Raw genomic sequence first — 24858 nt, 5'->3', positions numbered from 1 at the left:
GATGTCTCCCTCAAAAAGGCCAAACCCCGCCTGCGGGTTTGAATGGCGCGCGTATAAGGCAGGTTTGCGCGCTAAGCAAGGGCCAATCGCCCTTATTTTTCAAGCTGCGCCAATGCGTGCGCATGCCTGACAGCGTCTTCACAATGGGCGGCCAGAGCCTTGCGGTTTTCAAAGTCGCTGACCCGCGCTGGCGCATGATAGATTAGTTCAACAGTTCCTTGCCGACGTGCGCCAAGGGTTTTCAGCAAATGCGGCCCGAACTCCATATCCCCCCACCAGCCATAAAAGCGTTTTGGCTGGCCTTTGGGCGCGTGAAACACCACGGAAACGGGTTGGATATACATGAAATCACGCAATTCATCCGCGAAGAACGCAGCGAAAAGCGTTGTTTTAAAGGGTAAAATTCGAAGTCCATCTGTTGAGGTGCCTTCGGGGAAGAACAACAGTTTGTGACCCACCTTCAGGCGGGTTTCAAAAAGTTTGGTTTGTTCCTTGGCTTTCTTGCGATCCCGTTCGATGAACAGGGTTCCGGTCGCACGGGCCAGCCAGCCGATACCGGGCCATTTGGCAACTTCTGCCTTGGAGACAAAATAGACCCGCTTGCGCGCGTTCAGAGCAAAGATATCCAGCCAAGACGTGTGGTTTGCCACCACTGCCCCCCTCTCTTTCATCAGCGCGCCTGATGTGCGAAACCCGATGCCAAGAATTCGAAACGCGTTGCGGCAGACAAACTGCGTGATGAACGGCGTGACAGGTCGCCGGACGCCGAAAAACGGATACTCTATCAAGCGAACAGTCAGAAGGATGATCAGGCCACCAAAGACAAGGGCCGCTAGTGGTACTCCGCGCAGAATGACCAGAACCCATCCAGTAACGCCCAGCTCGATCGGGTCGGGTGCGTCTTCACTATTCCAGAGCGGGTCGTTCACTGCGTCACGCCCCGCCATAAATTCGACGCTGCCGTTCATTCATGCGCGTCGTGTCGAGGACTAGGCAAACATCCGTTGTGTTGAAGGTGTGGTCGATAAAGGCGCCCTCGCCCACGAAACCACCCAAACGCAGGTAGGCTTTGATCAATGCTGGCACCTGAACCATGGCGGCGCGGCGGTCCAAAGCCTCTGGTTTCACAAGGTCCATCGACTGAAAAACATCGGGCTGCGCCCGTACGCGCAACTCTGGCGGAGCCAGATGGTTGTGGTGAAGCATCGACAAGGGCTGCGCCAATGTGGCCACGTCTGTTCCGTGAAAACTCGCAACGCCGAACAAGACTTCAATTTCACGTTCCGCCACATAAGCGGCCAAACCGTTCCACAGGTGGTACATTGCCGTACCCCCACGGTAGTCGGGGTGCAGGCACGACCGTCCCAACTCCAGCAGTTTGCGCCCACTGTTCTTGAGAACGGTCAGATCATATTCATCTTCGGAATAGAATTGCCCCAGTTCCGCGGCACGTTCGCCCGGTAACATCCTGTATACGCCAATAATTTCGCCGGTGTGATCATCATAGGCCAACATATGATCGAAATACGGGTCGAAACGGTCTTTCTCGAGGCCAGCATCATGATCAACCATCTCTCCACCGCCCCCCAACTCGCGCACGAAGACGTCATAGCGCAAACGCTGAGCTGCTTGCAGGTCGGCTTCGGTCTCGGCCAGTTTTACGGTGAAAGAAGGGCCAGTATCCGGCATATGGGGTGATCCGTGTTCTATTGGCTGCTGATACCGCAGTTATTCGGCCAAAGGCAACAAGCCCCGCTTCGGTCAGCGCTGTTAAACTTTCCTAAACCACTTTCACGGATCAAAGACCGGCATCAGGGCGATGCGCGTACCGTCGATCACCACTTTCCCCTGCTCGCGAAAGTTCACGGTGATCTTGCCTGCAATGTTGGACTGAACCTGTCCGACGCCCCATTCGGGAAAATCCGGGTGGCGGACAAACATGCCCGGTGCAAGTATAGCATTCATGTCTGTCATAGGGGCCTCCGGGACGTGCGGCAGATACAGTCGGAGGTACGCATGGGCGAGAGCAACGTCAACCTGGCCGAATTGATCGGTTCGCGGATTTGCCATGATCTGATCAGCCCGATCGGGGCGATCACCAACGGGCTTGAGCTGTTGGATATGGTGGGCGCCGTACAGGGCCCCGAGATGGAGCTGATCTCGGGCAGCGTCGGAAGTGCCGGGGCACGTATTCGTTTTTTCCGTGTTGCCTTTGGCTCGAGCAGTGATCACCCGCTTGGTCGGGCCGAAATAACCGAACTGCTGAAAGATATCGAGCGTGCGGGGCGGATACGGGTCAATTGGAACCTGACCGGGCCAGTGCCCCGTAATCAGGTCAAACTGGCCTTTCTGGCGCTTATGTGCTGTGAAAGCGCCATGCCGCTTGGCGGCGCGGTCGAGATCGTTAATCAGGGCAACAATTGGATCGTGACCGGGGTTGCAGACAGGTTGAATGTCGATGGTGATCTTTGGAAGAACGTCGTGACAGGTCGTTTTCCCACCAAAATCACGCCCGCGCACGTTCAATTCGCGTTGCTGCCTAAAACGGCGGCTGCGATGGGTCGGCGGATTGCCGTTGAAACCTCGGCAACCCGCGTGTCACTTCGGTTTTAAGCCCGGATCGTTCCGTTCCCGCGTACGAGATATTTGAAACTGGTCAATTGCGCCGCCCCGACCGGCCCGCGCGCGTGCATCTTGCCCGTCGCGATTCCGATTTCTGCCCCCATGCCAAATTCACCGCCATCCGCAAACTGGGTCGAGGCATTATGCATCAGGATTGCGCTGTCGAGACGCTCAAAGAAACGGGCTGCTGCTGCGTCATCCTCGGTCATGATGCAATCAGTGTGGTTTGAGCCGTATTGCTGAATATGAGCAATCGCAGCGTCGATATCGGCAACGGGCTTCGCCGCGATCACGCTGTCGAGGAACTCTTTTCCCCAGTCATCCGCCGTAGCAGCAACTGTACTCTCTCCAGCGAGAACACCGTCGGCGTGAACCTCGACACCTGACTGGACCAGTGCCGCAACGACGTCACGCCCCAGTGTGTCGGCGACATCCTGATGAACCAGCAAGCATTCAGCGGCTCCGCAAATACCAGTGCGGCGGGTCTTGGCATTCAGTACCACTTCCAGCGTTTTCTGCGGATCAGCAGCCTTGTCGACATAAATGTGCACGATGCCTTCGAGATGAGCAAAGACCGGCACACGGGCTTCTCGTTGTACAAGGCCCACCAGTCCCTTGCCACCGCGTGGAACGATGACGTCGACATAGTCGGTCAGCGTCAGCAACTCCTGCACTGCAGCGCGGTCGCGTGTGGGCACCAGTTGGATGGCGTCTTCGGGCAGGTTCGCGGCCTTCAGCCCTTCGACCAGACAGGCATGGATCGCGGCTGAGGAATGAAAGCTCTCGGATCCGCCGCGCAGGATTACCGCATTGCCCGATTTCAGACACAGCGCCCCGGCATCCGCAGTCACGTTGGGTCGGCTTTCGTAGATCACGCCAATAACCCCTAACGGTGTCCGGACGCGTTGGATGTTAAGGCCCGTGGGCATATTCCATTCTGACAGAACCTCACCCACCGGGTCGGCCTGATCTGCGACGGTTCTCAGCCCGTCGACCATGCCCTGAATACGCGCCTCATCAAGCATCAGGCGATCCATCATTGCGGGGCTCAGACCCTTGTCGCGGCCGAATTCCAGATCTTTTTGATTGGCTTCGATGATCCGTGCCCGATTGGCCCAAACCGCATCTGCGGCTGCAATCAGCGCTGCGTGCTTTCGTTCAGCTGTTGCGAAAGCCAGTTCACGCGAAGCGGCTTTGGCACGTTTCCCAAGATCTTCCATCAGAGCAGGAATGCTGTCGAAGTCTTTCATATCGCGTGCCTTTCAGATCATCTTATTGAAAGTTAAAGGGCCAGGTCGTCCCGGTGGATGAGGGCTGCGCGGCCTGGATAGCCCAGCGTCGATTCAATCTCAGAAGACTTACGCCCCTTGATCGCATCGGCTTCCTGCGCCGTATACCGGCTGATCCCCTGAGCCAGACGACGGGACTCCAGATCAAGGATGGCGACAGGATCGCCACGACCGAAATCTCCGGTCACTTCCACAATCCCGGCAGGTAGCAGGCTTTTGCCATTGGCCAGTGCCTTGGCCGCCCCCTCGTCCACTGTGATCTCACCCCGAGGTTTCATTGCCGAAATCCAGCGTTTGCGGGCTGCATGTGGATCCAATGTCGCAGTAAACCATGTGGAATTGGCACCGTTTTCGAGCGTTTTCAGAGGGTTCAGAACCGACCCTTCAGTAATTGCCATGGCGCAACCACCAGCGGTTGCCATCTTGGCCGCCAACAGCTTTGTCTTCATCCCGCCTTTGGACAGGCCCGATCCCGCATCACCAGCCATAGCTTCAATCTCAGGTGTGATCCTGTCGATTGTCTCGAAGCGCGTCGCCGAGGAATCTTCTTTTGGATTACCGGAATAGAAACCATCCACATCCGACAGCAGAATCAGTTGGTCGGCGCCTACTGTCACGGCGATTTGCGCGGCCAGTCGGTCATTGTCGCCATACCGGATTTCGTCCGTTGCGACCGTGTCGTTTTCATTGACGATCGGTACGACGCCTAACCCCAGCAGAGTTTCCAAGGTCGCGCGTGAGTTCAGATACCTGCGGCGATCTTCGCTGTCTTCAAGCGTCACCAGAACCTGCGCCGTTGTGATCCCATGGGGTGCCAACGCCTCTTCGTAGGCGCGTGCAAGCCGGATTTGCCCAACCGCAGCAGCAGCCTGCGACTGTTCCAAAGGCAGTGCCGCCATCGGCAGGCCCAATACTCCGCGACCAAGTGCAATCGAACCGGACGAAACAAGGATCACATCTTTCCCCTGCCCCTTGAGCCAGGAAACATCCTGCGCCAACGACAGCAGCCAGTCAGACCGCAGCAGGCCAGTGTCGCGATCAACCAGCAAAGCCGACCCGATTTTTACCACCAGACGGCGTGCCGAGGTCAGGGTTGCCAAGGCTGTGCCTCCTCAGCGGGTTTCTGACGCACACGGTTGTCGTCAATCTGGCTGCGCAGCGCCCGCAGAACTTCGGTTACACCCAGATGCGCCACACCGGACATCGTCATGACGGGGCCGCCCACGGCCTCCTCAAGCTCTGCGACGGCAAGGGCACGTTCTTCGTCATCCAGCGCGTCGATCTTGTTCAGAACAGTGATCCTGGGCTTTTCAGCCAGCTCGCCGCCATAGGCTTCCAACTCGTGAATGATCGTGCGGTAATCATCGGTGACCGTCGCAGAGGTGCCGTCGACCAGATGCAACAACACGGCACAGCGTTCCACGTGACCCAGAAAACGGTCACCAATGCCACGGCCTTCATGAGCACCTTCGATCAGGCCCGGGATATCGGCCACAACAAATTCGACGTTGTCCACGCCGACAACGCCAAGATTGGGGTGCAGCGTGGTAAACGGATAGTCGGCAATCTTGGGCCGCGCATTCGACGTGGCCGCCAGAAAGGTCGACTTGCCTGCATTCGGCATACCCAAAAGACCCACATCGGCGATCAGCTTGAGCCGCAGCCAGATTGTGCGGTCAATCCCCGCCTGCCCCGAATTGGCGCGGCGCGGGGCCTGATTTGTGGCAGATTTGAAATGCAGGTTGCCAAACCCGCCATTGCCGCCCTTGGCCAGCAGAACACGTTGCCCGACTTCGGTCAGGTCGCAGATGACGGTTTCTTCGTCTTCGTCCAGGATTTCAGTGCCAACCGGCACACGCAGAACGATATCGTCCCCATCCTTGCCGGTGCGTTGCTGCCCCCGGCCCGGTTGCCCGTTTTTGGCGAAGAAGTGCTGCTGATAGCGGAAGTCGATCAGGGTGTTCAGCCCATCCACAACTTCGGCCCAGACAGACCCGCCTTTGCCGCCGTCCCCGCCATCGGGGCCGCCGTATTCTATAAACTTTTCGCGTCTGAAGCTGACGCAGCCGCTACCGCCGGCCCCGGACCGGATGTAGACCTTTGCGAGATCGAGAAATTTCATGTGTGTCCCCTACTGCAAAGGCCCCATCGGCCACAAGTCAGAGTTTTTTACTGTATGTCCAGGTGGGCACATTCGCATCGCGTGCCACCGAATAGCTTTCCGCATCGCCCAGATACTGGAACCCACAATGGGTCAGGACCCGGGCCGAGGCCGGATTATCCTGAAACACACTGGCGAACATCGTCGCGTTCTCCAGCGGGTTGGCGTTAACAAGTGCTTCGACAGCCATCGAGGCAATGCCCGTGTTCCAATAGATCGGCGCGACCCAATAGCCGACTTCGGACTGATTCCGGTCAAGTCGTTTCAGCGAAATCACACCGATCAGTTCCGGACCTCCGTCCTTGGTGGCATCCATGACCCAGACGTCTTCATCCCGGTTGTCGGCCATCGAACGGGTTACAAAGGCTTCGATCGATCCGGGGGCCAGTGGATGTGCAATACTGGTGGTCATCCGCGCCACGCGCTCATCACCTGCATAATGCTCGATAAGGCCCATGTCCGACCGGCGCAGGGGGCGCAGATCGAACCGCTCGGTTTCAATGACCGGCTGATTAATTATTGTCTCAAGCTTCATTGGTGTGTTCCTCCTCCGAACAACACGAATAGTACGGACGCGACCGTAAGACCCGCCAACGTCCACATCAGATATTTTTCCGCCGGGCGACCTTCAACCGCATGCGCGATTCTATCCCCGGCAAAAGTCCAAATCGGGTGCAAAACGATCTGGCAGATCAACAAACTAAGAGCGATCGTGAGCGTTGCATCAAAGCTGGACGTCCCCGCCGCGACAAAGCCGGTAAAACCCGCAACAATCATGGCCCAGGCTTTTGGGTTCAGCGGATGCACGATCAACCCCGCCCAGAATCCCGGAACATCACCGACCGCATTTTCGCGCGACAATCGCAAATTCGCGATCTTCCACGCCAGCCAGCAAATATATGCAGCCGAAGCATATTTCAGCGCCGCGAAGACTGTCGGAACCTGTTCCGCCAGTTGCAGCAGGCCAAAGCCTACGGGCCAGATAATCAGCTGCTTGCCAAGCACGACACCGGCCACAAAAGGCAATGCGGCGCGAAACCCATAGCGCGCACCTGTTCCCAGCAGGACCATGTTGGCCGGCCCTGGCGTGCCGACCTGAGAGGCGGCAAATATCAGGAAACTGGTGGTTGCGACTGTCATTGGTTCTTTCGATCACGACTGCGTTAAAACGAGAAAGGGGACCGGCACTTTGTGCCGGTCCCCCATGAATTTTCTTAAACCTTCTGGGTCTCGGCTTACTCTGCGGCCTCCGCCACTGGCAGGACCGAAATAAAGGTGCGGTTTTTAAGTCCCTTGTGGAACTTCACGGCGCCATCGACAGTTGCAAAGATGGTGTGATCTTTGCCAATGCCTACGCCTTCGCCCGGCCAGAACTTGGTGCCGCGCTGACGCACGATGATGTTGCCTGCGATAGCGGCCTGGCCACCATACAGTTTTACGCCAAGGCGACGACCAGCTGAGTCGCGACCGTTACGGGAGGAACCGCCAGCTTTTTTATGTGCCATTCTCTCTCTCCTTAGCCTTTAGCCAATTCTTTGGCTTGCTCAACCCATTCGGGTTTCACTTTGACCGTTTCGATAGCAGCAATCTGCTCATCCGACAAGGCGGCCAGAGCGGCAAAGCTCGCGATACCGGCCTCAACCAGCTTCTTGGCGGCGGCAGGGCCGACACCGTTCAGTTGGGTCAGATCGTCAGCAGCGGCAGCAGCGGGTGCTTCAGCCTTGGCTACTGCTTTCTTGGCAGGCTTTGCAGCAGGTGCCGCTTCGCCAGCCGGAGCTGAACCGGTTGCAGCTTTGATGCCCGATTTGTCAGCGCCCGACGCCAGAATGTCGGTGATTTTGACCAGTGTCAGTTTCTGACGGTGGCCAACGGTACGCTTCGAGCTGTGCTTACGACGGCGCTTGACGAACTTGATGACCTTGTCACCTTTGATCTGTTCGATCACTTCGGCCTGAACGCCTGCGCCTGCAACGAATGGTGCGCCAACAACCGGAGCGTCACCGCCCAGCATCAGAACATCGTTGAATTGAACTTTTTCACCTGCGTCGGCAGCCAGCTTTTCAACGCGGAGGATATCGCCCGCCTGAACCTTGTACTGCTTGCCGCCAGTCTTGAGGACCGCAAACATGCGTCTTTCCTTTTCTAACCCGCGTTCTGTGGTCCCCTTTGCGGGTGTTTTGGCCCCAAGAAACTTGAAAGCCACCTCGAACAGCGCGCCCTTTTCGGGCTGTGTGAATGACCCCTGACAATGTCATGCAGGCCATATAATAACGATACCCGGCGCGGAAAACCGGCCGGGATGCGCGCTTATCCATAGAATGCAGGTAAAAGTCAACACCAAAGCGGCGTTAAAGATCGGACGCCCTCAGCGCCTGTGCAACCGCCTGCCCCAGGCGATAGGAAATATCATTGAACATGCGGTCAAAGCCGTCAAACACGGCGTCATTCAGGGCCCGTCCCGTTTCGGTTCTTGAAAACGCGATATTTTCGCGCATCTGAGCCTCGTCTAACGGGCGGTAGGCCATAAGAAGAAACGAGAAAAGCCACTCTTCGGTGTCCTCGCTCCGACTGTCCTTCTGCAACAAAAGCTCGGCCAGCAGTTCCTGATCGTCGGTCCTCGCATCAACATCAAGACCCCGAAAGAAGCTGTAGTCTGACGTCAATGCCCCCTGAACATTCTTTTCAATCAGGTTATTTGCCTCGATATATTCCTTGACCAAAGCGAACTGAGCGGTGCTGCGTTCTGCGGATTTATAGGCTTCTCGGGCCATGTCTTCGATTGCCTGATCCGACATGGCGCGCCGGGCCGAATTTTCCAGCGTTACGATGGTCTGGCCAAGATCGCTTTCAAAAAACAAGATGGCCTGATCAAGCTGAACATCGGACATGCCCGCCACGAAGGCGTCCGTCAAATGTTTCCGCATCCAAAGGGGATCGTAGATACGATTGACCTGCGCCTCGAAATAAGCGCCTCCCTTGTTGTCCAAAAAGGTATCATCAAGAGTCTCGCGATGGCCCTGCCCCTCGTGAACAAGGATTTCCATCACCTGCGTCAGACGCATGGCTTTTGCCAGTCGGTCGACTTTTCCATCGGCATATAGCGGCAGTGCCCAACTCAGAGCGACCACAAATGCCAGAACTACGCGCTGCATCAAATGTCCTGTGCCGGGTGCAATTCGGCCATCCGTGCGGCAAGAACCTCGAACCTCATGGCCATGATCTCATATTGGATGGCGTTCAACAGCTCGTAGACTTCCTGCATCAGCGGCTGTTCCAGCGCGTCAACATATGTATCCAAATCAGCGTCGGAAAAACCTTGATAGGTGTAAGCCGCACCGGCCAGATTAGACAGTTGCAGCGACTGGCGCATTGCCGGTTCATTTTGCTTCATCAATTCGCGCAGTTCATCCCCGCCCAACTGCAGCTCGATGACCCCCGATGCGCTGGCCGCCAGAAGGAAACGCACCTGAATTTCCTGCAAGGCACGCAGTGCCGTGCCTGTGGAATCAATCGCGTTGTTCATGCGTTTAAAACTTTCGACCCGTTTCGAACCGCTCTTGATCAGGTCAGAGATAATCCTTTGACCTGCCAATTGCTTGACGTCATCGTCTTCTTGCATGTGTGAGGCATTCTCGGCCTCGACGAGACGTTGCCCCAGATCAGACGCGTAAAACTCGACAGCGTGTGCCAGGGCCTCGTCGCTTAGGGTCTGCTCCAGAATGGAAACAGCGGTGTCGTGCATTGCATCGACTTCAAAAACCTCGTCCGTCAAACGGGTCCAGTCCGAGCCGAACCCCTCTGGGTCAACACCCAACATCTGCGGCGCGGACCGTGAGCTAAGGGCGATGCTTTCAAGAGCCACGTCAAACCCGGTTGTGGTCAGAAAGGCCTCGATCCGATCTCGGTTCGCTGCGGAAAGCTCCAGAGGAACCAGAACAAGTGCCAGAAACGGGGCGAGAAACCAAATGGCGATGCGGTGTGCAAACTGTGTCATAGCAATCAGAGTAGGTGTTTTACGCTGGCAGGCAACGGAAAATCCCGGCATTCACGATTTCCGGAATTTTCTGCTTGCACCCCCGTTCGTTCCTGACTAAATCCCCCCCTCACAGACCCCCGCGGAGAGGTGCCGGAGTGGTCGAACGGGGCGGTCTCGAAAACCGTTGTGGGTGCAAGCCCACCCAGGGTTCGAATCCCTGTCTCTCCGCCACAATTCCAATATCGAAAGCCGTTAGAAAACGTCTTCCGGTCGGATCTGGGTTCTCAGCAAAATTGCAAGTGGTCCGTTGTCAGAAACTGTAGTGGCTTAGGTCACCCGGCGTGTTCTTGCCGTGAAATCGGGTGCAATCAGCGTAGCCCGGCTCAAACCTCTATTCTGCTGAGAATTCACAGGAATTCCCCTTTGTATATCCGCTACATTTAACGCATCCCGGCGACACATTTTCCAAAGGAGACACACATGTCGCGTATTCTCATCCTCCTCATCATCGCCGCTGTCGGTGTTGGTGGTTACTACTATCTCAACCAGTCCGAACAAACCCCGGCTGAACAAGTGCAATCCGCAACGCAGGAGGCGGGCGATGCAGTGGCTGATGCCGCGGCAACCGCTCAGGAAGCTGCGACTGACGCGCTTGAAGACGCAACAGAACAGGCCAGCGAGGCAGCTTCATCCTTGACCGAACAGGCTCAGGAAGCCGCGTCGTCGGTTGCCGATCAAGCCAGCGAGGCGGCTTCTTCTGTCGCGGAACAAGCATCCGAGGCAGCACAGCAAGCCGGTGATCAGGTGGCGGCGCTGGCGGGTCAGGGACAGGAATTGCTGAACTCCTGGATTCAGGAAGGCAAGCTGGATCCCACCAATTTCGACTATGAAGGCATCATGACCTCGATTCAGGACAGCACATTGGCCACGGATCTGAAAGAACAGGCGATCAAGATCGTAGATGACATTAAAGAGTCGCCTGAAACCATCGCCTTGAAGATTCAGGAACTGACCGCGCTGTTGACGCAGCAATAACAAAGAAGGGGCCGGTAGCCCGTTCCCGGCCCCTACCCCTCACGCCTATTTTTCGGGCGTGCCCTTACGTTATCGTTTCTCTGAATTGACCCAGTGTGCGGCATTTGATTGGCTGCTCCGACACGATATCCGCGCTCAATGTCACCAGTCGGCAGTTTCCTGTTTAGACAGGTGTGCGCTTTGAACACGCCATCTAGAGGATGATCCCATGACTGACCTGCCCAAAACAATGAAAGCTGCTATCCTGAAACACGGCGGGTACTCGGACACTTCGACCGGACCAGTCATCGAGGATGCGGCTGATTGGCTTGAAGCAGCGGAACTGCCCGTTCCCAATCCCGGCTCCGGTCAGGTATTGATCCGCCTGCGCGCGTCGTCGGTCAATCCGTCCGACCTCCACTTTATCAAGGGTGAATATGGCCAGCCGCGTGTCAAAGGTGCCGCGGCCGGATTCGAAGGCTGTGGCGACGTCGTTGCAACCGGAAAAGGTGCCGAGGCGCTGAAGGGGCTGCGTGTCGCTTTCGTGGCCGCTGGATCCGGTGCCTGGGCGGAATACATAGTGACGCAGATGCAAATGTGCATCCCCTTGCGTCCGGATATTTCAGATGATGACGGGGCCGCGCAAATCGTCAACCCGCTTACCTCGATGGCGATGGTGGACATGGCAAGGGAAGACGGCGATGCATTTGTGATATCCGCTGCGTCCAGCCAGTTGGGAAAACTGATGTGCAGCCTCGGGCGTGATCTGGGGTTGAAACCCATCGCGCTGGTGCGCCGGGCCGAGACAGTCGAAATGCTGAAAAGTCTTGGAGCAGCCGAAGTGCTTGTGACGTCCGATCCTGAAGTCGTCGAGAAGTTTGCCGCGATAAGCGCCACGCTGAAACCTCGGGTCTTCCTTGATGCGGTGACGGATCAACTGTCCGAGAAACTGTTCTGCACCATGCCAAACCGGGCGCGCTGGGTCAGCTACGGCAAACTTTCGACCCAAGCGCCAACGCTTTTTCAGACAGGTCAGCTGATCTTCATGGGCAAACGGATCGAAGGTTTCTGGCTGACGCACTGGATGATGTCGACGCCGCCCGTTGACCAGATGCGGGTTGTGGCCGAAGTTCAGGCCCGCTTTGCCGATGGTCGCTGGAAAACGGATGTTTCCGAACACCTTACGCTTGAAAATCTTGTGCCGAATCTGGCTGACGCGCTGAAAAAGAGTGACGGAAAGGTGATTATCACCCCATAGTAGAATTCACCTGCGTTACCGGAGGATATACGCGGGCGGAACAAGACGCTGGAAAACCGGTGGAGGGAGGACAGTGTGGATAACGCGCAGCTGCTGATTAGCGGGCTGGCGAACGGGTGTGTCTACGGCCTGATCGCGCTTGGCTTTGTTCTGATCTACAAGGCTACCGAAGCGGTTAACTTTGCGCAGGGCGATTTCATGATGCTGGGCGCATTTGTGACCATCGGCCTGACAAATACCGAATATATGGGGTTGCCGTTCTGGCTCGCTCTGCCGGTATCATTGGGAATAATGGCCGCGCTCGGTTATCTTCTGGATCGCCTGATCATTCGCCGCCTGTTTGGTGAAAGCCAGACCGCCGTTGTCATACTGACCATTGCTTTGGGCTTTGTGATCCGTTTCATTGCCGGTCTGATCTGGGGGCACGAGCCGCAAACACTGCAAAACCCGCTTGCGGGCAAAGAAGTGCGTATGGGCGGTCTTGTGCTGGGGATGGAAGATGTCGCGATAATCGTCGTCACGGTGCTGCTGACATGGTCGCTCTATGTTTTCTTCAGCCGCACCAAACTGGGGCTGGCGATGCAGGGCGCCTCGCAAAACCAGCTGGCAGCTTATTACATGGGCATTCCCGTCAGGCGTGTTCAGGGATGGGTCTGGGCTTTGGCCGGAGGCGTTGCGGGAATTGCCGGAATTCTCTTTGCTGCAAAAGGTGCTGTGGATCCGACAACCGGATTGCTGGGTATCAAGGCGTTTGCCGCCGCCGTTATCGGCGGGTTCGGCAGTTTGCCGGGTGCATTGGCCGGAGGGCTGATTGTCGGTGTTATCGAACCCTTCGCCAGCCGGTACATTGCGGCAGGTTATAGCCAGGTCGCGCCATACGCTTTGCTGCTTGCCGTCCTGATCTTCCGACCAAACGGGCTGTTCAGTCAGGTCCGGGTCAAGAAAGTCTGAGCCATGCGTATCGTTTTCAAAACCGACTACATGCAGGATATCCGCCCGTGGAAAGACGGGTTCCAGTTGCGCCTTTATCTGCTTCTTCTGTTTGTCGTCGCGGCTGCGCCTCTCGTGCTGGACGATTTCTATCTGGGTGAACTGACAAACGTTCTGATCTGGACCATTGCCGGTCTGGGTCTGATGATCCTGACTGGACATACAGGGCAAGTCAGTCTGGGCCATGCGGCCTTTCTGGCCTTCGGCTGTTACGCCAACATGGCCCTGATTGAGGCAGGCGCGCCTTTTCTGGTCGCTTTTCCGCTGGCCGGAATTCTGACCGGGATCGCGGGCGTGACCGTCGCAGTCCCTGCACTGAGGCTTCATGGTATCTACCTGGCGATCTTTACCATGGCGCTGTCCATCCTGATGGATGACATCATTGTTCTGTCCGAGCCGATCACTGGTGGTGTCGCGGGTAAATATATCGGCGGGGTCGAGGTCTTTGGCCTTACGGTTGACCGCTGGGGGACGCCTGATCTTTTTTTCTGGCTGGTTCTGTCTGTCACCATTCTGGTCACGTTGGGTTACGTAAACCTGCTGCGTGCCCCTTTGGGACGCAGCTTCATCGCCGTGCGCGACTCCGAGGTTTCGGCGCAGGCAATGGGTATCGATATCGCCCGAACAAAGATGATTTCGTTTGCCCTGTCCTGTGCGGTTACAGGTTGGGCCGGCGCGTTGATGGGGCTGTTTGCTGGTGCGTTTAACAATGAAACCTTCAGCGTCCTGATCTCGATCCAATTGCTGATGATGATCGTTATAGGCGGGCTGGGCTCGATTCATGGCGCGTTTCTGGGCGCGATTGTTATCGGATTTTTGCCGCAGTTTCTATCGATTTCAAAGGAATATGTCGGCGCGATCATCGGCGGAAACACCGTTGCCATTCCGGGGCTGGAGTTCGGCATCTTTGGCATGATCCTGATCGGCTTCATCCTTTTCGAACCCATGGGCATCTATGGCCGTTGGCTGAAAATCCGCACCTGGTTCGAACTGTTTCCCTTCTATCGCAAGGACATGTTCAAACGGCAGAAATCCTATCTCAAGACGGAGCGTCTGAGATGAACTTGCTGGAATTTGAAAACGTTACCCTGAAATTTGGTGGTCTGACAGCCGTGGACAACTTGTCCTTCGAGGTTCAGCAGGGCGAAGTCTTTGCCATAGTCGGGCCGAATGGCGCGGGCAAATCGACGGTCTTCAATCTGATCTCGCGCTTTTACGAACCGTTTTCAGGGTCGATCCGGTTTGATGGTCACGATCTGCTTCAGGTTAAACCGTCTGGCGTGGCTGCCTTTGGGGTGGCGCGAACCTTCCAGAATATCGAGCTGTTCGAACACGCAACTGTCCTGCAAAATCTACTGGTCGGAAGACACAGGCATCGGACAACGAACTTGATTTCAGAACTTTTGTTCACCCCTGCGGTCCGACGGCAAGAGTTGGAGAGCCGGGAAAAAGTCGAACAGATCATCGATTTCCTCGACCTGCAGGCCTATCGCGACAAGATGATTTCAGGGCTGCCTTATGGCGTACGCAAAGTGGTCGAAGTGGCACGTGCCCTGGCGACCGATCCCAAGCTGCTGTTGATGGATGAACCAGCCTCGGGACTGTCGGTGGAAGAGACGACCGATATGCGCTGGTGGATCGACGATATCCGGCGGCAAATGGGAATTACCGTACTGATGGTCGAACACGACATGGGATTGGTATCGGGCGTGTCCGACCGGGTCCTGGCCATGGCAGATGGGGCAAAGCTGGCCCTCGGGTCTCCGGCAGACGTGCAATCGCATCCAGCCGTGATCGAGGCATATCTGGGGAAAGCCTCATGAACGCCCCGATCTTGCAAGTCCGCAATATCGAAAGTTTTTATGGCCCAATCATGGCCATTCGGGGCGTTTCGCTGGATGTTCACGAAGGAAAAATCGTGTCGATCCTTGGCGCTAACGGCGCGGGCAAGACCACATTGATGAAAACCATCTCTGGCGTGATGGACCCGGAAAAGGGAACAATCACCTTTGATGGCGGCGACATTCAGGGCTGGGAACCGCACAAGATTGTCCAGCGCGGGTTGGTTCACATCCCGGAAGGGCGCGAAGTTTTTCCACTGCTGACGGTTGATGAAAACCTAAGCCTCGGCGCCTACACCCGCAAAGACAAAGACCAGATCGAACAGGATCGTGAGCTGGTCTTCCGTTATTTTCCGGTTCTGAAAAACCGTCGGTCGCAAGAGGCCGGAACCCTTTCGGGCGGACAGCAACAGATGCTGGCCATAGGGCGCGGATTGATGGCCCGGCCTCGTATCATGTTGCTGGATGAGCCGTCTTTGGGCCTGTCCCCTCTGCTGGTGCAAGAGATCTTCGGCATTCTCAAGCGCTTGAACGAAGAGCAGAATATGACGATGTTGCTGGTTGAACAGAATGCCAATGCGGCGTTGGAACTGGCGCATCACGGCTATGTCATGGAGGTGGGTCGCATCGTCATGGACGGTGCCGCGGATGCGCTTTTGCGATCCGAGGATATTCAAAGCTTCTATCTTGGAAAACAAGAAGAAGGCGCGCGCGAAAGCCGCCGCTGGAAGCGGAAAAAGACGTGGAGGTAAAACGGATGGACGCCACGCCCCTCCCCCCTCAGGTCGTGATAAACGGCGTTCAGTTCAACGCAACGGCAGGACAGCGCCCGGTACGCGTTGATGGCTGCATCACCATTGCTGAGTTGTTCCAACGCCGATGTGCCGAACTGGGCGGCCGAACGGCGCATCGCGAAAAAGACCTGGGTATCTGGAAATCCTATTCCTGGGCCGATTACTGGCAGCATGCCAAATGGATCGGGCTGGCCTTGCGCAAGCTGGGACTGGAACGCGGCGACGTGGTCTCAATCCTGTCCGAGGACCGCAAGGAATGGGCATGGCTCGACATGGGCATTCAGGGCGTTGGCGGTATCGCTTCCGGCGTCTATACCACGGATTCCGCCAGTCAGTTGCAATACCTGGTCAACGACAGCGGCACCAGGTTTCTGATTGTCGAGGATGAAGAGCATCTGGACAAGTTTCTGGGAATTGAGGCCGAGGTTCCTGATCTGATCAAGGTGATCATCCTTGAGGACGAAGGGCTGCATGACCTGAACCATCCGCGCTGCATGATGATCGACGAGCTGTTCGCCTTGGGCCAAGAGGCGGAACTGGCCGAGCCCGGGCGCTTCGAAGCGGAAATCGCATTGGCCAAACCGCAGGACATTGCCTTGCTGGTCTATACGTCGGGTACAACCGGTCAGCCGAAAGGCGCAATGCTTAGCCATGAAAACATCCTGGCCGCCATCGAATCCGCTGCACGGGTGCTGCCAGCGCTGCCCAGCGATGAACAGCTGTGTTTCCTGCCTCTGTGTCACATTCTGGAACGCGATGTTTCGGTCTATTTCCCCTTGGCGGCCCGCTGCACTGTCAATTTTGCCGAAAGCCCTGAAACTGTTTTCGCAAACCTTCAGGAGGTTTCGCCCTCAACCTTCACAGCGGTGCCAAGGGTTTGGGAAAAGATCTACTCACACGTCCAGATCCTGACACAGGAAGCCACGCCTTTGGGGCGGCTGGCATTCGGCCTGGCATTAAAAACTGGTGCGCGCCGTGCCGGATATCTGAGCGCAGGCCAACCAGTTCCATACGGCGTCGCCACCAGATTCTGGTTCTGGGATCAGCTGGTTTTGAAAAACCTGCGCCGAATGTTGGGTCTGGACAAACTGCGACGAGGCGGAACAGGCGCCGCGCCAATCTCGACCGATCTGCTGAAATGGTACTGGTCCATCGGCGTGTCGTTGGTGGAAGGGTTCGGGATGACCGAAACTTCGGGCCTCGCCACGCTCAACACCATAGACAGCAATAAGATCGGAACCATAGGCAAAGCTGTCGAAGGGTGCGACATTCGCATCTCGGACGATGGCGAAATCCAACTAAAGGGCCTGAACATTTTTCAGGGATACTGGCGCAACAACGCGAAGACAGCAGAAACCTTCACCGCCGATGGCTGGCTGCGTACCGGGGATATGGGGTCAATAGATAAGGATGGCTATGTCACCATCACGGGCCGCCTGAAGGATATCATCATCACCGCAGGTGGTAAGAACATCACCCCAGCCGAGATCGAAAGCCGCCTTAAGTTCAGTCATTATGTCGCGGACGCAATCATCATCGGGGACAGGCGCAAATTTCTGACGGCACTGATCATGATTGATCAGGAAAATGTCGAAAAATACGCGCAGGGCCATAAAATCCCCTTCTCGAATTTTGCCTCGCTATGCGCGGCACCGGAAATCAGGCAGTTGATCAGTTCGGAAATTGCCGCTGTTAATGCAGAATTTGCGCGGGTCGAACAGATCAAGGATTTCCGTCTGATCGACGTCCTGCTGACCGCTGAAGACGACGAACTGACTGCGACGATGAAGCTGAAACGCGGACTGGTTGAAAAGAAACACGGGCATCTGATCGAAGACATGTACACTTGACCAAAAGATTAACGGGAGGAAAGAGATGAAGAAATTACGCAACAGTCTGGCGGCTGCCTCACTGCTGACAGCATCGGCAACACTTGGTTGGGCGCAAACACAGGGCGTGACCGATGATGAGATTGTCATTGGTTCTGTCAACGACCTGAGCGGGATATTCGCCGCAGTGGGTGTTCCGGCAACCAAAGGTGCAAATGTCGTCTTTGATCGGGTGAATGCAGCCGGTGGCGTGCACGGGCGAAAAATTCGTTACGTGGTCGAAGACAACGGCTATCAGATGCCACGTGCGATGCAGGGCTATAACAAACTGCTCAATCGCGACAAGGTATTTGCCATGCTGCAATCGCTTGGCACGCCGATGAACATGGCAGGGTTCAAGCTGTTGGATCCCAAAGGCATTCCCAACGTAGCGCCTCTTACAGCTGCGCGTCAGATGTTGCAGGAACCCATGCGGAACAAGTTCACCTCCTTCTCGACCTATTTCGATCAGGCGCGTGTCGGTGTGAACTATCTGGCTGGCGAGTTTGGCTCAAAGACGGTCTGCACCATGTACCTGCCGACAGATTTTGGTGAGGAAATTCTAGAAGGCAGCAAGGCCGGAGCCGAAGAAGCCGGGCTCACTTTTGGATCAGAAACCACCCATAAACCGGATGAGACAGATTTCGTCGGATCGCTGAGCAAGCTCAAGGAAGAGGGTTGTGATATCGTCACCATGGCGCTTGGGGTGCGGCAGGCGATCACTGTCGTGGGCACCGCTAAGAAAATGGGCCTGACCGATATGAAATTTCTCGGCACATCAGCCAGTTTCCTGACGGTCGTGGCGCAGGTTCCTGGTGGCGTGACCGATGGATTCTACGCGGCAGCCTCATGGCAGGACCTTTGGGCACGCGCGGATCAACCTGCCCCGGCCGCATTTATCGAGGAATACAAGGCAGCCACAGGCGAAGATCCGGTCGGATTTGCCATGCTGGGTTATTCGGCGGCTGAAATGATGGTTAAGGCGTTGGAGGCCGCAGGCCCTGATCTGACGCAGGACAGTTTCATCGCAGCGATGGAAACGCTGGATTATCAGGACGATCTGGTTGGCAACCACATAACCTATGGTCCTGAAGACCATCAGGGCGCGGATACTGTGTTCGTCAACGTTGTTGAAAACGGTGCGTGGAAACTCGTTTACGAAGAATGAATCCCTGACCCGCGCAAAGCAAAAGGGCTCGCAAGTGCGAGCCCTTTCTTTTGGGTATTCCCGGCGAATTAACGCTTCGAGAACTGGAACGAACGGCGGGCTTTGCGCTTACCGAATTTCTTACGTTCCACAACGCGGCTGTCGCGGGTCAGGAAGCCAGCGGCTTTCAGTGCGCCACGCAGGTTCGGATCATAGAGTTGCAGCGCTTTCGAGATGCCGTGCTTAACCGCACCGGCCTGACCGGTCAGGCCACCGCCTTTGACGGTTGCAACAACGTCGAATTCACCTTCTACGCCGGCAACCTGGAACGGCTGGCGCAGGATCAGCTGCAGAACGGGGCGTGCAAAATAGACGTCCTGATCTTTGCCGTTTACGGTGACTTTGCCGGAACCCGGCTTGATCCAAACGCGGGCAACAGCATCTTTACGCTTGCCAGTGGCATAGGAGCGGCCCAGCTCGTCACGTACGGGTTCACGTACGATGACTTCTTCGGCCACGGTTTCAACGCCTGCGACGGCGCTCAGCTCTTCGAGAGTATTGATCTGATCAACCATCGGTCATTAGCTCCGGGTGTTTTTCTTGTTCATGGACTTGACGTCCAGAACTTCGGGGGCCTGGGCCTCGTGCGGGTGCTCGGCACCGGCATAGATACGCAGGTTGGTCATCTGCTGGCGCGACAGGCGGTTGCCTGGCAGCATACGCTTGACGGCCTGGAAGACAACACGCTCGGGGTGTGCGCCATCCAGGATCTGCTGTTTGGTGCGCGACTTGATGCCGCCCGGGTGGCCAGTGTGCCAGTAGAAGTTTTCTTCGCGCTTCTTGCCGGTCATCTGGATTTTGTCAGCGTTGATCACGATGACATTGTCGCCCATGTCCATGTTCGGAGTAAACGACGCTTTGTGCTTGCCACGCAGGCGCATGGCGACGATCGAAGCAAGACGGCCCAGAACAACGCCTTCAGCGTCGATCAGGATCCACTTCTTGTCGATGTCTGCAGGTGTTGCAGAAAAGGTTTTCATGGCAGGATAGTCCTGTTTGATGTGAAAGACCGCCCCAGCGGAGCGGCCCGAATTCGATGGACGGGTTTTATGAGGTGCCTGCACGCAGGTCAAGCGGCATTAGTCTTATTTATGCATGTAAAACCAAATACTTAGAAAATAGGTATTATATTACCCCATATTCAAACGCTGATTTGTTCAGGCGGATTGTCCAATAGAACACGCAGGCGCTGCATCGCGTCCTCGAACCGTTCCAGTGACACATGACCATTCATGGCAATACGTACCGCGTTCGGCGCGCGTCCATCGCGCAGCGCGAACTCGTCGGCGGATCGGAGTTGTATACCTTCCCGCTCGGCCGCGCGACTGAATGCAGCCGACCGCCAGCCAGACGGAAGGCTCAGCCAGACAAAGGGAACGTCCGGGGCCCAGTTCAGATCAAACCCACCCAGGGTATTGACGGCAACGCGTAGATAATCCCCCATCCGCGTGCGCACATCCTTGGCGATCTGACGCGTACGCGGATCGGACAGCAGAAGGCGGGTCAATTCCGCCAAGGGCTGGGCCAATCCGAAATATCCGTATTCAGCGGACCGGCGCAGATCCACACTTTTTTCTCTGGGGGCGATAGCAAAACCCACACGCAATGCCGGTGTCAGAATCTTCGAGATTGATGACACATGCCATCCCCGTTCAGGCGCCAGTGCCCGAAAGCTGGGCTCTCGGGCATCGCCCATGCGATAGCAATCATCTTCAATGATCTGCAAATCAAAGCGACGGGCAATCTCAACGATCTCTTTCCTCCGCTCCAACGGTGTGTGTGCGCCCGTTGGGTTTTGAACTTCTGGCGACACGCAGACGGCCTGCGCTGTCGTGTGGCGCAGAACATGTTCTAACGCTGCCGGATCGACACCCCATCTGTCCATCTTCACACCGACCACTTCCGCGCGCATCAGTTCGCCTGCGCGACGGAACCCGGCATAAGACAGGTCCTCGACCAGTACGACAGGTTTGGGCCCGCGCAGGATCGTCTGAAACACAACGCAAAGCCCGTTCTGGCCGCCATGTGTCAACACAATATCATCATGGGTCAGTGCGCCCAGCGGAAGGTCTGACAACCAGTCCACAACCGCCTGTCGCACGGGCTGGTACGCGTCACGCGTCGGGTAATTCAGAAACAAACCCGGATCGGCTTGCGACACTTTTTTCAGACATTCACGGATCAGGGACACCTGCCCCATATCTGCCAACCTAGGGCTGAACAGACTTACATTGGCATTGTATTTGTCGTCCCGAAGATGCAGTTGCCGCGCCCAAACGTCGTCAAGAATGGGCGATTTTGGCAGCGCAACAAATGTACCACGCCCGACTTCGGCTTGTAACAACCCCTCATCTGTCAGGATTGTATAGGCGCGCGCGACTGTACCAGGCGTTATTTGCAGGCGATACGCCAGTTCGCGCACCGGAGGAAGTTTGACGCCCACTTCCAAAGATTTGTTATCTATGGCTTTTCGAATTGTGTCAGCAACCAGAGTGTATTTCGGTCCTTTGGATTTCGGTAGCGCCTCTGGCCAAATTGTATCCATTACAATTCTTCCTTTGCTTTTGACACAATTTCAAATGTATCAGTCACGTGTACCAAGTACAACTGATTTGTGTCAATACAATTGAAAGGAATTCCGAGATGACACGCACAATGCACACCCCCGCCCTTCTGCTGCTGACCGACAGCCCCCGGCTGCCTCTGGCCGCTGCACTGGCCGTGCGGTTTGCGGCAGCGGTCACTCAATGGGAGCGTCGTCGCCGTAGCCGCGTCAATCTTAGTTATCTGGATGACCGCTTGCTGAAAGACGTCGGTCTGACACGCCATGATGCGCGCCGCGAGGTAAAGCGCCATTTTTGGCAGATTTAACTGATCCCCAGTCCCATTATTGGGACCTCTTCCTGGGCCGGGGCTTGTCCCCGGTCTTTTTTATCCGAATTTCGCGGCCGCGGACCCTGCAGGTGGCAGGGAATAGGTCATCGTCGCTCTGGCAACAGGGTCTTCCGCGCCATCGGAATACATAAGTACGTCACCGACGGCCAAAGTCCGGCCCAGTTTCAGCAGGCGACATATAGCAATCATGTCCGTGTTGCCTGCTGGTTTGCGTAGAAAATCCAGGGAACTGTTCGTTGTGACCGCCAGGGATTGACGCCCTTTTCGCGCCAGAACCATCGCGTATACACAAACATCAGCCAGCCCAAACATGGATGGTCCCGAAACCGTACCCCCCGGCCGCAGATGCTGATCCTTCACAACAAGGCGCATGGTGATTGTATCTTCGGTCAGGTCCTCGACGACAAAGTCTTTATGCACCTGCGGGAAAACCTCCTTTAGGTATTGTGACAGTTCGTCCCGGTTCATTGCCAAAGCCATGCTTTCCCTCCTGCTCATACCGACCTAGAGTTGGCCCAACATGGGATCGGAGGGCAAGATGGCAATTCTGGAACGTAACGACACCGGCGCTGTTGCACGGCTTACAATGAACGCCCCAGAGCGGCTGAACGCGCTGAGTGACGAGATGCTGTCGGCGTTTCAGGCTAAACTGGACACGTTGCGTGAAGACACGTCGATCCGGGCTGTGATCCTGGCGGGTCAGGGTAAGGTTTTTTGCGCCGGGCACGACCTGAAACAGATGACGGCCGGACGCCAGTCCGAAGATGGTGGCAAAGCTTATTTCAATGACCTGTTTTCGCGCTGCGCGAAAGTGATGATGTCGATCCAGTCCCTACCCCAGCCCGTCATCGCACAGGTCCACGGCATTGCAACCGCCGCCGGGTGTCAGCTGGTAGCCACCTGTGACATGGCCGTCGCCGCGGAAGGCACAAGGTTTGGGGTGAACGGCGTCAATATCGGTTTGTTCTGCTCGACACCAATGGTGGCCCTCAGCCGCAATATCCCCAGAAAGCAGGCATTTGAAATGCTGACGACTGGTGAATTCATATCAGCCGAACGTGCGGCTAATTTGGGTTTGGTCAACCGCGTTGTCCCCGAGACGCGTCTTGAACACGAAGCCAATGCGCTGGCAGAACTGGTTGCTTCCAAGCTGGGATCCGCTGTCAAAATCGGTAAAGAGGCGTTTTATCAACAGCTTCTTATGCCGCTGGATCAGGCTTATGCCTATGCCGGTGACGTAATGGCGCAGAACATGCTGTACCGGGATACAGAAGAAGGCATTTCAGCCTTTATCGAAAAACGTCCCCCAAATTGGTCCCAATAATGCAATTGTTTTGCACATTTTTCGCCACTGTTTTGAATTTTGCACTTTCCAAAAGGGCGACACTGTGGCAAAGCTGGGTCGAGGCCAAGGCCTCAGGACACTTTTGGGTCGCCGTGGGCGGAAGGTCCCTCCAGCTGGTCTCTCTCACCAGCGCTGACAATCCCGCAACGGCGACCCCAAGACCCCTTCTATAAAATTCGTGAAACCGCTTTGCCTCAGTTGCGCCCGATTGTGGTCTGCCCTATGTGGCATCGCATGACACAAGTTTTGCATATTGTAGGCGGCGGCATGGCCGGGTCAGAGGCGGCCTGGCAAGTTGCTGAAATGGGCGTGGATGTTGTGATCCACGAAATGCGTCCGACCATCGGCACCTTTGCACATCAGACCGGCAATCTGGCGGAAATGGTGTGCTCGAACTCGTTCCGCTCGGATGATGATGAGCAGAACGCAGTGGGTCTGCTGCATTGGGAAATGCGTGCCGCCAATGGGTTGATCATGACAACAGCCGATGAACACCGCCTGCCAGCCGGTGGCGCGCTGGCTGTGGACCGTGACCCGTTTGCAGAAAGTGTGACCACAAAACTTCGCGCCCACCCACGCGTGACGGTAACCGACGAAGAAGTGACGACCCTGCCCAGCGATGGCCAGTGGATATTTGCGACCGGCCCCCTGACGTCGCCCGCGCTGGGTCAGTCCATCCAGGCCGAGACAGGGTCTGACGCACTTGCCTTTTTCGACGCCATCGCACCGATCGTCTATGCCGAAAGCATCGACATGAGCAAAGCGTGGATGCAATCACGCTACGACAAGGGCGAGACCGAAGAAGAGCGGACGGCCTATCTGAACTGCCCGATGGACCGGGATCAGTACGAGGCCTTCATAGACGCGCTTCTGGCAGCAGAAAAAACCGAATTTCACGAAGGCGAGGCAGCAGGTTACTTCGACGGCTGTCTACCCATCGAGGTTATGGCCGAACGCGGTCGCGAAACGCTGCGCCATGGTCCGATGAAACCGGTCGGGCTGACCAACCCGCATGAGCCCGGCGTGAAACCACATGCAGTGGTGCAGTTGCGCCGCGATAACGCATTGGGCACCTTGTTTAACATCGTGGGTTTCCAGACAAAGATGAAATACGGCGCCCAGACCGACGTGTTCCGTATGATCCCTGGCTTGGAAAATGCCAGCTTTGCCCGGTTGGGCGGCATTCACCGCAATACGTTCATCAACTCTCCCACGCTTCTGGATTCGCAAATGCGGTTGAAATCCAAACCCAACATTCGGTTTGCTGGACAGATCACGGGTGTGGAAGGCTATGTAGAAAGCGCCGCGATGGGGTTGCTGGCTGGTCGGTTTGCCGCTGCTCAGATTTTGGGGCGTGACCTGCCCGCTGTTCCGCAAGACAGCGCAATGGGTGCTTTGATTCACCACATTACGGGTGGTGCCGAGGCCAAGACCTTTCAGCCGATGAACGTGAATTTCGGCCTGTTTCGCCCCGTGGATGGCCTGAAAGGCGGGCGTCGGGGTCGTAAAGACCGGTACAAGGCCTATACCGACCGGGCCAAAGCTGAATGGAGTACTTGGTTGGAACATTGCTGACTGGACGCGTAATGCGGACTCGG

General features: G+C 56.3%; 28 protein-coding genes and 1 tRNA gene. 13 read left to right on the top strand and 16 right to left on the bottom strand.

The annotated features are described in order from the left end of the window. Nucleotides 1-92 precede the first annotated feature (92 nt). From olsA to ACR0BK_RS01545, 3 genes are all read right to left on the bottom strand, one after another. Entirely contained in the window at nucleotides 93-968 is an 876-nt protein-coding gene (olsA, locus tag ACR0BK_RS01555; protein ID WP_480553491.1) for a lyso-ornithine lipid O-acyltransferase, read from the bottom strand. Further along, nucleotides 934-1689 (bottom strand): L-ornithine N(alpha)-acyltransferase, encoded by a 756-nt coding sequence (olsB, locus tag ACR0BK_RS01550; protein ID WP_480553489.1) that lies wholly within the window; start codon nucleotides 1687-1689, stop codon nucleotides 934-936. Before olsB ends, olsA begins: the two co-directional genes overlap by 35 nt. A 102-nt stretch (nucleotides 1690-1791) precedes the next feature. Next, complete coding sequence (locus tag ACR0BK_RS01545; RefSeq protein WP_050602459.1) at nucleotides 1792-1974, bottom strand: DUF3553 domain-containing protein; 183 nt, start codon at nucleotides 1972-1974, stop codon at nucleotides 1792-1794. 42 nt (nucleotides 1975-2016) lie between these two features. On the opposite strand from ACR0BK_RS01545, the gene ACR0BK_RS01540 reads away from it, so the two are divergent. After that, entirely contained in the window at nucleotides 2017-2613 is a 597-nt protein-coding gene (locus tag ACR0BK_RS01540; RefSeq protein ID WP_480553487.1) for a histidine phosphotransferase family protein, read from the top strand. Here the strand turns inward: ACR0BK_RS01540 and ACR0BK_RS01535 are convergent. The 9 genes from ACR0BK_RS01535 to ACR0BK_RS01495 all read right to left on the bottom strand — a co-directional run bounded on the left by ACR0BK_RS01535 (nucleotide 2610) and on the right by ACR0BK_RS01495 (nucleotide 10066). Then, nucleotides 2610-3872 carry a glutamate-5-semialdehyde dehydrogenase gene (locus ACR0BK_RS01535; RefSeq protein ID WP_480493170.1) on the bottom strand — a complete coding sequence of 421 codons (1263 nt, stop codon included), beginning with the start codon at nucleotides 3870-3872 and terminating at the stop codon, nucleotides 2610-2612. The genes ACR0BK_RS01540 and ACR0BK_RS01535 overlap by 4 nt on opposite strands. 32 nt (nucleotides 3873-3904) lie before the next feature. After that, complete coding sequence (gene proB / locus ACR0BK_RS01530; RefSeq protein ID WP_480493171.1) at nucleotides 3905-5011, bottom strand: glutamate 5-kinase; 1107 nt, start codon at nucleotides 5009-5011, stop codon at nucleotides 3905-3907. Beyond that, complete coding sequence (gene obgE / locus ACR0BK_RS01525; RefSeq protein WP_480553485.1) at nucleotides 4999-6033, bottom strand: GTPase ObgE; 1035 nt, start codon at nucleotides 6031-6033, stop codon at nucleotides 4999-5001. The genes proB and obgE overlap by 13 nt, the downstream gene beginning before the upstream one ends. A 37-nt stretch (nucleotides 6034-6070) precedes the next feature. Then, nucleotides 6071-6607: a GNAT family N-acetyltransferase gene (locus ACR0BK_RS01520; protein ID WP_480472732.1), complete on the bottom strand. Its 537-nt coding sequence runs from the start codon at nucleotides 6605-6607 to the stop codon at nucleotides 6071-6073. Further along, complete coding sequence (locus ACR0BK_RS01515; RefSeq protein WP_480472730.1) at nucleotides 6604-7212, bottom strand: LysE family translocator; 609 nt, start codon at nucleotides 7210-7212, stop codon at nucleotides 6604-6606. Before ACR0BK_RS01515 ends, ACR0BK_RS01520 begins: the two co-directional genes overlap by 4 nt. Nucleotides 7213-7307: 95 nt before the next feature. Continuing rightward, nucleotides 7308-7577 carry a 50S ribosomal protein L27 gene (gene rpmA / locus ACR0BK_RS01510; RefSeq protein WP_050602452.1) on the bottom strand — a complete coding sequence of 90 codons (270 nt, stop codon included), beginning with the start codon at nucleotides 7575-7577 and terminating at the stop codon, nucleotides 7308-7310. An 11-nt stretch (nucleotides 7578-7588) separates the two neighbouring features. Then, nucleotides 7589-8200, bottom strand: a complete 612-nt coding sequence (locus ACR0BK_RS01505) for a 50S ribosomal protein L21 (RefSeq protein WP_480553483.1) — start codon at nucleotides 8198-8200, stop codon at nucleotides 7589-7591. Between the two features lie 220 nt (nucleotides 8201-8420). Next, the gene (locus tag ACR0BK_RS01500) at nucleotides 8421-9224 is read right to left on the bottom strand and encodes a DUF2059 domain-containing protein (protein ID WP_480472726.1); all 804 of its coding nucleotides are present in this window, start codon (nucleotides 9222-9224) and stop codon (nucleotides 8421-8423) included. Then, nucleotides 9224-10066: a DUF2059 domain-containing protein gene (locus ACR0BK_RS01495; RefSeq protein WP_480517740.1), complete on the bottom strand. Its 843-nt coding sequence runs from the start codon at nucleotides 10064-10066 to the stop codon at nucleotides 9224-9226. Before ACR0BK_RS01495 ends, ACR0BK_RS01500 begins: the two co-directional genes overlap by 1 nt. 123 nt (nucleotides 10067-10189) lie before the next feature. On the opposite strand from ACR0BK_RS01495, the gene ACR0BK_RS01490 reads away from it, so the two are divergent. The 9 genes from ACR0BK_RS01490 to ACR0BK_RS01450 all read left to right on the top strand — a co-directional run bounded on the left by ACR0BK_RS01490 (nucleotide 10190) and on the right by ACR0BK_RS01450 (nucleotide 18981). After that, a tRNA-Ser gene (locus ACR0BK_RS01490) sits at nucleotides 10190-10279 on the top strand. Between the two features lie 249 nt (nucleotides 10280-10528). After that, nucleotides 10529-11083, top strand: a complete 555-nt coding sequence (locus tag ACR0BK_RS01485) for a hypothetical protein (RefSeq protein ID WP_480553481.1) — start codon at nucleotides 10529-10531, stop codon at nucleotides 11081-11083. 208 nt (nucleotides 11084-11291) lie between these two features. Continuing rightward, entirely contained in the window at nucleotides 11292-12320 is a 1029-nt protein-coding gene (locus ACR0BK_RS01480) for an alcohol dehydrogenase catalytic domain-containing protein (protein WP_480553479.1), read from the top strand. A gap of 75 nt (nucleotides 12321-12395) precedes the next feature. Beyond that, on the top strand, nucleotides 12396-13271 hold the full coding sequence (locus ACR0BK_RS01475; RefSeq protein WP_480553477.1) for a branched-chain amino acid ABC transporter permease: 876 nt from the start codon (nucleotides 12396-12398) through the stop codon (nucleotides 13269-13271). A 3-nt stretch (nucleotides 13272-13274) separates the two neighbouring features. Further along, entirely contained in the window at nucleotides 13275-14372 is a 1098-nt protein-coding gene (locus tag ACR0BK_RS01470; RefSeq protein ID WP_480553475.1) for a branched-chain amino acid ABC transporter permease, read from the top strand. Beyond that, nucleotides 14369-15133: an ABC transporter ATP-binding protein gene (locus ACR0BK_RS01465; RefSeq protein WP_480553473.1), complete on the top strand. Its 765-nt coding sequence runs from the start codon at nucleotides 14369-14371 to the stop codon at nucleotides 15131-15133. Before ACR0BK_RS01470 ends, ACR0BK_RS01465 begins: the two co-directional genes overlap by 4 nt. Then, nucleotides 15130-15903, top strand: coding sequence for an ABC transporter ATP-binding protein (locus ACR0BK_RS01460; RefSeq protein WP_480553471.1), 774 nt, complete (start codon nucleotides 15130-15132; stop codon nucleotides 15901-15903). Before ACR0BK_RS01465 ends, ACR0BK_RS01460 begins: the two co-directional genes overlap by 4 nt. A 5-nt stretch (nucleotides 15904-15908) precedes the next feature. Further along, nucleotides 15909-17795 carry an AMP-dependent synthetase/ligase gene (locus ACR0BK_RS01455; protein ID WP_480553470.1) on the top strand — a complete coding sequence of 629 codons (1887 nt, stop codon included), beginning with the start codon at nucleotides 15909-15911 and terminating at the stop codon, nucleotides 17793-17795. Nucleotides 17796-17820: 25 nt separating this feature from the next. Further along, entirely contained in the window at nucleotides 17821-18981 is a 1161-nt protein-coding gene (locus ACR0BK_RS01450; RefSeq protein WP_480472708.1) for an ABC transporter substrate-binding protein, read from the top strand. Between the two features lie 68 nt (nucleotides 18982-19049). On the opposite strand, the gene rpsI is transcribed toward ACR0BK_RS01450, so the two are convergent. The 3 genes from rpsI to ACR0BK_RS01435 form a co-directional block, all read right to left on the bottom strand. After that, nucleotides 19050-19535, bottom strand: coding sequence for a 30S ribosomal protein S9 (gene rpsI / locus ACR0BK_RS01445; RefSeq protein WP_209503959.1), 486 nt, complete (start codon nucleotides 19533-19535; stop codon nucleotides 19050-19052). 6 nt (nucleotides 19536-19541) lie between these two features. Next, the gene (rplM, locus tag ACR0BK_RS01440) at nucleotides 19542-20000 is read right to left on the bottom strand and encodes a 50S ribosomal protein L13 (protein ID WP_480472706.1); all 459 of its coding nucleotides are present in this window, start codon (nucleotides 19998-20000) and stop codon (nucleotides 19542-19544) included. Between the two features lie 161 nt (nucleotides 20001-20161). Continuing rightward, on the bottom strand, nucleotides 20162-21565 hold the full coding sequence (locus tag ACR0BK_RS01435; protein WP_480553467.1) for an aminotransferase-like domain-containing protein: 1404 nt from the start codon (nucleotides 21563-21565) through the stop codon (nucleotides 20162-20164). Between the two features lie 98 nt (nucleotides 21566-21663). Between ACR0BK_RS01435 and ACR0BK_RS01430 the strand changes: the two genes are divergently transcribed. Continuing rightward, nucleotides 21664-21891 (top strand): DUF1127 domain-containing protein, encoded by a 228-nt coding sequence (locus tag ACR0BK_RS01430; protein ID WP_480472702.1) that lies wholly within the window; start codon nucleotides 21664-21666, stop codon nucleotides 21889-21891. Nucleotides 21892-21951: 60 nt separating this feature from the next. Here ACR0BK_RS01430 and ACR0BK_RS01425 read toward each other — a convergent pair whose 3' ends face one another. Further along, a complete protein-coding gene (locus ACR0BK_RS01425; protein ID WP_480472700.1) occupies nucleotides 21952-22395 on the bottom strand; it encodes a PaaI family thioesterase in 444 nt (147 codons plus the stop codon). A 58-nt stretch (nucleotides 22396-22453) separates the two neighbouring features. Between ACR0BK_RS01425 and ACR0BK_RS01420 the strand changes: the two genes are divergently transcribed. Together ACR0BK_RS01420 and trmFO are read left to right on the top strand one after the other, a co-directional pair. Beyond that, nucleotides 22454-23239 (top strand): enoyl-CoA hydratase, encoded by a 786-nt coding sequence (locus tag ACR0BK_RS01420; RefSeq protein WP_480553466.1) that lies wholly within the window; start codon nucleotides 22454-22456, stop codon nucleotides 23237-23239. Nucleotides 23240-23494: 255 nt separating this feature from the next. After that, nucleotides 23495-24835 carry a methylenetetrahydrofolate--tRNA-(uracil(54)-C(5))-methyltransferase (FADH(2)-oxidizing) TrmFO gene (trmFO, locus tag ACR0BK_RS01415; protein ID WP_480553464.1) on the top strand — a complete coding sequence of 447 codons (1341 nt, stop codon included), beginning with the start codon at nucleotides 23495-23497 and terminating at the stop codon, nucleotides 24833-24835. Nucleotides 24836-24858 lie beyond the last annotated feature (23 nt).

Source organism: Ruegeria sp. AF1, assembly GCF_056542125.1.
This window is presented reverse-complemented; position numbering and strand designations above follow the sequence as displayed.